General features: G+C 24.5%; 5 protein-coding genes and 1 pseudogene. 3 read left to right on the top strand and 3 right to left on the bottom strand.

Annotated elements, in window-relative coordinates:
• A pseudogene (locus tag AC8IG9_RS06020) lies at positions 1–375 on the bottom strand (hypothetical protein); the annotation flags it as partial.
• A 175-nt stretch (positions 376–550) separates the two neighbouring features.
• On the opposite strand from AC8IG9_RS06020, the gene AC8IG9_RS06025 reads away from it, so the two are divergent.
• Entirely contained in the window at positions 551–3,577 is a 3,027-nt protein-coding gene (locus AC8IG9_RS06025; protein WP_507425909.1) for a MutS-related protein, read from the top strand.
• 84 nt (positions 3,578–3,661) lie between these two features.
• Here the strand turns inward: AC8IG9_RS06025 and AC8IG9_RS06030 are convergent, their stop codons facing one another.
• Positions 3,662–3,997, bottom strand: coding sequence for a hypothetical protein (locus tag AC8IG9_RS06030; protein ID WP_507425910.1), 336 nt, complete (start codon positions 3,995–3,997; stop codon positions 3,662–3,664).
• A gap of 273 nt (positions 3,998–4,270) precedes the next feature.
• On the opposite strand from AC8IG9_RS06030, the gene AC8IG9_RS06035 reads away from it, so the two are divergent.
• On the top strand, positions 4,271–4,930 hold the full coding sequence (locus tag AC8IG9_RS06035; RefSeq protein WP_507425911.1) for a hypothetical protein: 660 nt from the start codon (positions 4,271–4,273) through the stop codon (positions 4,928–4,930).
• A 121-nt stretch (positions 4,931–5,051) separates the two neighbouring features.
• Entirely contained in the window at positions 5,052–6,890 is a 1,839-nt protein-coding gene (locus AC8IG9_RS06040) for an AAA family ATPase (RefSeq protein ID WP_507425912.1), read from the top strand.
• 88 nt (positions 6,891–6,978) lie between these two features.
• Here AC8IG9_RS06040 and AC8IG9_RS06045 read toward each other — a convergent pair.
• The coding region (locus tag AC8IG9_RS06045) for a hypothetical protein (RefSeq protein ID WP_507425913.1) at positions 6,979–7,555 on the bottom strand (577 nt) is incomplete at its 5' end.

Below are 7,555 nucleotides of genomic sequence, written 5' to 3' on the forward strand. Positions count from 1 at the left end.
AATACCTGTACTTGCGTTAACTGTACCTGCTGTAACATTTGTAGTAGTTACGTTTTGTAAAGTTGACAAACCAGTTGAAATAATTGTTCCAACTGAAATATTTGTATTTAATATATTTGTACTAGTAATATTCACAGTAGTTAAAGTTCCACCTACAACTAAATTACCAGATAAACTTAAATTTTCACCAGTAATAGTTGTGGCTGAAATTGTTCCAGCACTAATATTTGTCGCAACAACATTACTAGAACTTAAATTAGTATTAACCAATGACCCATTAGTAATATTACTTGATACCATATTAGATACACTAGCATTTGTAGCAACTAAATTACCAGATGATGCATTTATATTGTAAAGGAATGTTTTAGACATATTATACTATTACTCCATAAAAAAATATTTGTAAATTATCTTTAAATTCTTGTTTAATATAATATGTTACTTTAAACTTCTTAAAAAAGTATTTTAGAGATTGTATTAATGAAGTTTGTTATTTGTTTTATTAATTTAGAATTTCTATTTAAAGTTTTAGTTAATAATTATATTAATGGGTATAATTGACGAATACTTTCAAATATATACTGAAAAAGTTAAAGAATATGGTGAAAACACGGTTTTGCTATTTCAGATGGGGTCGTTCTTTGAAGTATATGAAATAGATAATTGTAAAGAAAAAATAGGAAATGCTAAAAAAATATCAAAAATTTTAGAATTAAATATGGCAAACAAATGTGGTGATATTACTAAAAGTTCAAAAACACAACCCAATTTCGTAGGCTTTACTATAAGTGTATTAGATAAATATCTTTCAATTTTATTAAGAAATGGATACACTGTTGTTATGGTAGAACAGTTAGAATCAAGTTCTGAAAAAAAAGGAAAATTGGTTAAACGCGGTATAACAAAAATATACTCACCTTCATTACAACCAACTGATTACATTATTGAAAATGAATTTTCATCAAATTTAGTTTCAATCCTCTTCCATATAGGTGAACCTAAAGTTAGATCAAATAAGAAAAATGCTCCATTTATTCAAATAATGAATGTATCAGTGTGTTGTATTAATAATAATAATAATACAATAGAAATAATAGAAAATGAATTTTCTTTTTTACCAAATGATATATATACATTAAATTTAGTATTAGAAAATATATCTAGAATACTTTATAGATGCAATCCAAGAGAGTTATTAATTTCTGGAGGTACCTCTAACGAAGATGTCGTTAGACAGCAAGGTAATAACGTCGTTAGACAGCAAGGTACCTTGCACGTTATTGATTATTTTAATGAAAATTATGAAAATGTAAGGATTTTAAATGATCCAAATGTAAATTATGATTTAAATTACGATTTAAAAAATAAATATTTAAGAAGAGTTTGGGAAGATGTACCTTTTGGTTTAATTGAACCAATTGAATATTTTAATTTAAAAGAACTTTCATTAACAAATTTAGTATATATTCTAAAATTTATTGAAAAACATGACACTAGCTATATTAAAAATTTAAGTATACCAAAAGTATCTAATGAAAATAATAATTTAATTTTAGAATTAAATACAATTCACCAATTAAACATTATAAACGAAGACGTTGTTAGTCGGAAAGGTAGCTTGTTTAATATTATAGATTATACAAAAACTGCTATTGGTAAAAGACATCTCAGAAATATATTATGCAAACCATTTAAAGATCCAAAGATTATAAATAATAGATATATTATAACTGAACAACTTGGTTTAATTAAAGAACAGGTCCTTGATTCAATTTTAGATAATATAAATGATATAGAAAAATTACATAGAAAAATGGGTATAGCACAACTTCATCAAAGTGAATTTGTTAAATTAGATAATTCATACAAATATATATTAAAATTAGCAGAAACAACTAAAGGTACCTTGCCGTCTAACGACGTTACAGGTACCTTGCCGTCTAACGACGTCTTCGTTACAGGTACCTTGTTAGATTTTGACTGGACTGCAAATTTAAAAGAATTTGTAGAAAAATATAATAAAACATTTAATTTATCTAAAATGAAATTTTTTAATTTAAATTCCAGTAAAGATCAATTGGAAAATTATTTTAATAAAGGAATTATCAAAGATCTTGATACAATTCAAAATAAAATTAATACATTAGAAGAAAAGAGATCATCACTTTGTTTGAGTTTTGACAATTTAATAAATCCTGAAAAGAAAAGTGACTTTATTAAACTGGTTTATACAGAATTAGAAGGATATTCATTCACTTGTACTAAAATCCGATACCAATTACTTTTAGAAAAATTGGGTAAAGAAAATAAAGGCGACGTAGGAAGAGTAAGACAAACATCAAATGCTGTAAAATTTGTACCAGAAGAGCTTGAAAAATTGAGCCAACAAATTGTTAATTTTAGACAATTACTTTCTACTAAAATTACTATAAATTACAAAAATACACTATTAGAATATTATCAAGAACATAATATATTATTTGATAAATTAAAAGAATTTATTCAAGTAATTGATGTATGTAATTCTAATTTAAAATGTTCAAAAAAATTTAATTATACCAAACCACTTTTAGAAGTACCTTTAATATTAGACGGCAAGGTAAAAGATAAAGATAAAAGTTTTATTGAAATAAAAGGTATCAGACACCCACTTATAGAATCTTTAGGTAAAGAATATATATCAAATGACATTACATTAGACTCTAAAACCAATGGAATTCTTTGTTATGGGTTGAATAGTTCTGGTAAATCAACTTTACTTAGAGCTATTGGTATAAATTTAGTAATGGCACAAGCTGGGTTATTTGTAGCAGCTAAAAATTTAAAGTTTAGTCCATTTGATACTATAATTTCACAAGTAGATTTAACTGATAATATTTTTGCAGGTAAAAGTTCATTTATTTCAGAAATGATGGGATTAAAACGTATACTTCAATGTGCTGGACCTAAAACACTTGTTTTAATGGACGAAGCTACCAAAGGAACTGAAACTAATAGTAGTACAGCATTAGTCAGTTCCATTATTCTAGAATTAATTAAAAAAGATACAATGTTTTTTTTTACCACACACCTTCATCAAATTTCTCAAGTTCAAGATATAATTGATCTTGGAGAAAAACTAAAAATATGTCATTTATCAGTCGATATTAAAAATAATAATATTATATATGAAAGGAAATTAAAAGAAGGTCCTGGTGGTACATTATACGGTATCGAAGTAGCAAAGAGTTTATTAGAAAATAATGAATTAATACAAAAAGCATTTGAAATAAGAAACAATTTGACAAACACTACCATCAAACCTATTAAGAAAAGTATTTACAATAAGAAAAAGATAGTAGAAAAATGCGAAATATGTTCTAGTAATAAACAACTTGAAACTCACCATATAAAGTTTCAATCTACAGCTAATGAAAATGGGTTTTTAGATGACTCACGACATAAAAATCACTTGTCAAATTTATGTTCATTATGTAAAAAATGCCACGACGATGTTACATATAATAGAATGATTATAACTGGATACAAAGACAGTTTGAATGGTCAATTTTTAGACTATCAAAAAATATTTTGATTTATTTTACTTTTAAATACACTTTTAATATTGACATTTTAATAAAATATTTATAGATTTTTTATTAACATTTATACAAGACTTTTAGTTGGAAGAAACATGAATGGCCGTAATATCCTTTTTCACTATAGATTCTATCATTTCAACAATAACAACAGTATATTTTTTACTTAGATATTCTGGTATAATTTTATATAATTTATTTTTTTTTATAGTATAAATAGGATTAAATAAACGATTTAATAATCTTACTTCTATATTTTCAGGATCAATATAATATAACAAACAACATTTTTCTCCATAAGTATCGATACAATGTTTATCAAATTTATTAGTTTGATAATTATAAACAGTATTAGGTAAATTTATACTATACTTACCTATACTATTTACATAACTATAATTATTAATAGTTTCCATAAGATTACAAATTATTATATTATTTTACTTTAAACATACTTTTAAAAAAAAAAGTACATTGCCGAACTGGCGATTCATCATCTATAAGGTACCTTACAGAAGCCAGACTCTGTACTGCAAGGTAACCAAAAAAATTAATATTTAAAAAAAATATTTATTAGACTTTTTATTATTTATTTTTAAAAAAGTACTAAATTATTTTCAAAGTTTATTTTTGATTAATTATTTTTATAAATATTTTTTTTTATTTGTTAGTTGTATAATAAGATTTAAATGAACCAAATTAACAACGCAACTAAAATGATTGAATCTCAAATTGATATTCCATTATCAAATCCTTATGTAATGGCAGTTTTAAAAATTACATTGGCATTATTTGCAGCTCAAATCGCTCCTAGAGCTCCAGGATATATTCAAGATTTATTTAAAAATACATTTGTTAAGATTATTTTAATTTCTTTAATAGTCTACATTAGTGAAAAGGATTTACAATTAGCATTATTATTTTCTATTATTTTTGTATTAGGAAGTAATTTATTATCAGGTAGAAGTTTCTTGGAATCATTCCAATCTTTTTCAGAAGGAAAAGAATTAGCCGAATTCTCAGCAAACTATAAATCTGATGGTAAAATGAAATTATTAGAAAGTACAAGCGACATCTTTCCTGGATGCGAAAATATAACTATGGCAGATTTACAAAAAATATTTGATGGAGATATTTCTAAATTCTCTAAAGCTGTAAATTATTCATTTAAACAATTAATTGCTACAGCAAAAGATAAATCGTCAAAGGACAGAATTATGACAATTGCTCATTATGCTGGATTAGCTGACAATATGACTTTTGAAAATCCAGAAACTGCTCCTTATTTAGCAACACTTTTAGTTAATTATGGATTTAATATTAATGACAAGTGTCAACCACCTGTTTAAAACTAAAATTATAGATTTCACATAATCGTAAATTGATCAAAAAAAAAATGAAAAAACATATCATTTTTTTTAAATATATCTATTAAACTTTTTATCATTTTTGATAAACTTTTTTTTTTAAATGTATACTGGTATTTGGATAAGTAATTTTAATTACAATTCTGGAGATATAGTTATTACACCATTTAATGATTACTTTATATGTACTAAAAATCATGTGTCTAATAATTTAACTTTTCCAACTAAAGAAGATGTCTATTGGGTATATATTTCTTCTATTTTTCTAAATATGCTAATTGAACAAAATTCTCAAGTTATTGAACAAAAAGATTTAAAGATAAAAAGAAAGTTGGACAATGAAAACGATAATGACATTGACACAACTAGAAATTATAAAAAAAAAAAATTAATACCTCTAACGAAGAAAGTACCATCTACCTATATAGAAAATGTAAAGGAAGATGCACCTATTATAGATCTCGTTATTAAAAATTTATTACGAAAAAATAAAAAATTTAAAATTATCTATCAAGATCAAAATTTTAAAAAAGATAAAGAATCTAAAAATGAACTAGAAATTATTAGAGAAGAATGTAATGACCAACAAAATGACCAACAAAATGAAGAATGTCAAAAACAAGAATACATAGAAGAATACATAGAAGAATGTAATTACCAAGGAGAAGGTGAAGGAGAAGGTGAAGGTGAATGTGAAGGTGAAGGAGAAGGAGAAGGTGAAGGTGAATGTGAAGGTGAAGGAGAAGGTGAATGTGAAGGTGAAGGAGAAATTGGTGTATTTAAAAGAAAATTAGTAGAATTGGAAAATGAAATTATAGAAAATAAAAGGATAAAATTACATAATAACCAAGTGGATAATTTACGTGATAAAATTTTACTTATGAATATTGACGTTGATACAAAATCATTTATACTAGATAAACATGACACAATACAAAAAATGCATGGAAGTGATTATACAAAAAGTATGAATTGGTTAAAAAATGCATGTGATATTCCTTATGGAATAAATAAACCTTTGGCTATTACAAAAGAAGCATATCCTGAAAAAATAAAAGATTATTTTAAAGATATTAAAGAGAAATTAGACGAATCTATACATGGATTAGAAGAAGTTAAACAAGAAATATTAGAATTTGTTGCAAGAAAAATATCAAATCCTGAATCTAAAGGACATATTTTAGCACTTTATGGTCAGGCTGGTGTTGGAAAAAGTAAAATACTCAAAACATTAGGTAAAGCTTTAAATTTACCATTTTATCAAATTAATTTTGGTGGATTAAATGATGTATCTATTTTAACTGGGCATAGTGAAACTTATATTGGATCTAAACCAGGAAAAATTGTAGAAATTTTACAAAAATCTAATTGTATGAATCCTATTATCTATTTTGATGAAATAGATAAAATAAGCGAAAATAAAGCTGTTGAAATTTATGGAATTTTAACTCATCTTTTAGATGAAGAACAAAATAGTCATTTTCAAGATAATTATCTTTCTAATATCAATATTGATTTGTCTAAAGTATTTTTCGTTTTAGCTTTTAATGATATTACAAAGATTGATAAAATTGTATGTGATCGTTTAAAGGTTATTTACATTGATCCACCTAATTTAGAAGATAAAATTACTATTTGTAGTGAAAAGATGATTCCTGAAATATTAAAAGATGTTAAAATTAACAATGATGTAAATATTATTATTGATAAACAAGTCATTGAATATATTATCGTGAATAAAACACAAAAAGAAAAAGGTGTTAGGCAATTACGTAAAAATATAGAAAAAATTGCAAATAGAGTTAATTATGATATTTTAGTACAAAATTATAATAATTTTAAATATGAAAATACAAAAGATATCATTATTACAAGAAGTTATATAGATCTTGTTCTGGTGTCTCCAGAAAACAACAAAGATTACCTACAAATGTACATTTAAGCTTTTTAAAAAACTTTTACTAATTAAACTTTTTTTAGTAAATTTTTAATATTTTTTGGTTAAGGTACTTTTTTTTTTAAAAAGTAGATTATTCAATAAACATCATAAAGATTACAAATATTATTAATAAAAATCCAAAATACACATATCTTTCTTCCTTTAATAAAATAATTTGTAAATAATCTATCCAATTATTATTTTCTGGTTTTATAAATAGGTCATCTAAAAAACCAATTGTACTTTTTGAAATATTTTCATTTATTTGGTTTATAGAAAAATTGTATATATTATTTTTCTCATATGCTTTTTTTATTATTTCATTCGATTCGTGATCTATTGTTTCAAATTCTCTTATCTTTTGTTCATTTGGGATAAATGGATTTGTTGTTATTTTACTACGTTCTTGTTGTAAAATATTTATTGGATTTTGCACATTAACTATAGTATTAGTCGGTATAAATTCTTTAACGTCTTTGACGTCTTTTAGTCCCGGTATAACATCTTTTGGTATTAATGACAAATTAGTATTTATTGGCGTTAGATTAACTTCTGCATTAGCTGGAGTTACATCAACTGGATTGGAGACGGTAGAGGTACCTTGTCGATTAACGTCGGAGACGGTAGAGGTACCTTGTCGATTAACGTCGGAGACGGTAGAGGTACCT

Source organism: Candidatus Allofontibacter sp. (genome assembly GCF_040404065.1).
Taxonomy (GTDB): Bacteria; Pseudomonadota; Alphaproteobacteria; order Pelagibacterales; family Pelagibacteraceae; genus Fontibacterium.

Bases quoted from the DNA above. Each gene is read 5' to 3' on its own strand.
- AC8IG9_RS06030 (WP_507425910.1), bottom strand. From the start codon at position 3,997: ATGGAAACTATTAATAATTATAGTTATGTAAATAGTATAGGTAAGTAT.
- AC8IG9_RS06035 (WP_507425911.1), top strand. From the start codon at position 4,271: ATGAACCAAATTAACAACGCAACTAAAATGATTGAATCTCAAATTGAT.
- AC8IG9_RS06040 (WP_507425912.1), top strand. From the start codon at position 5,052: ATGTATACTGGTATTTGGATAAGTAATTTTAATTACAATTCTGGAGAT.
- AC8IG9_RS06025 (WP_507425909.1), top strand. From the start codon at position 551: ATGGGTATAATTGACGAATACTTTCAAATATATACTGAAAAAGTTAAA.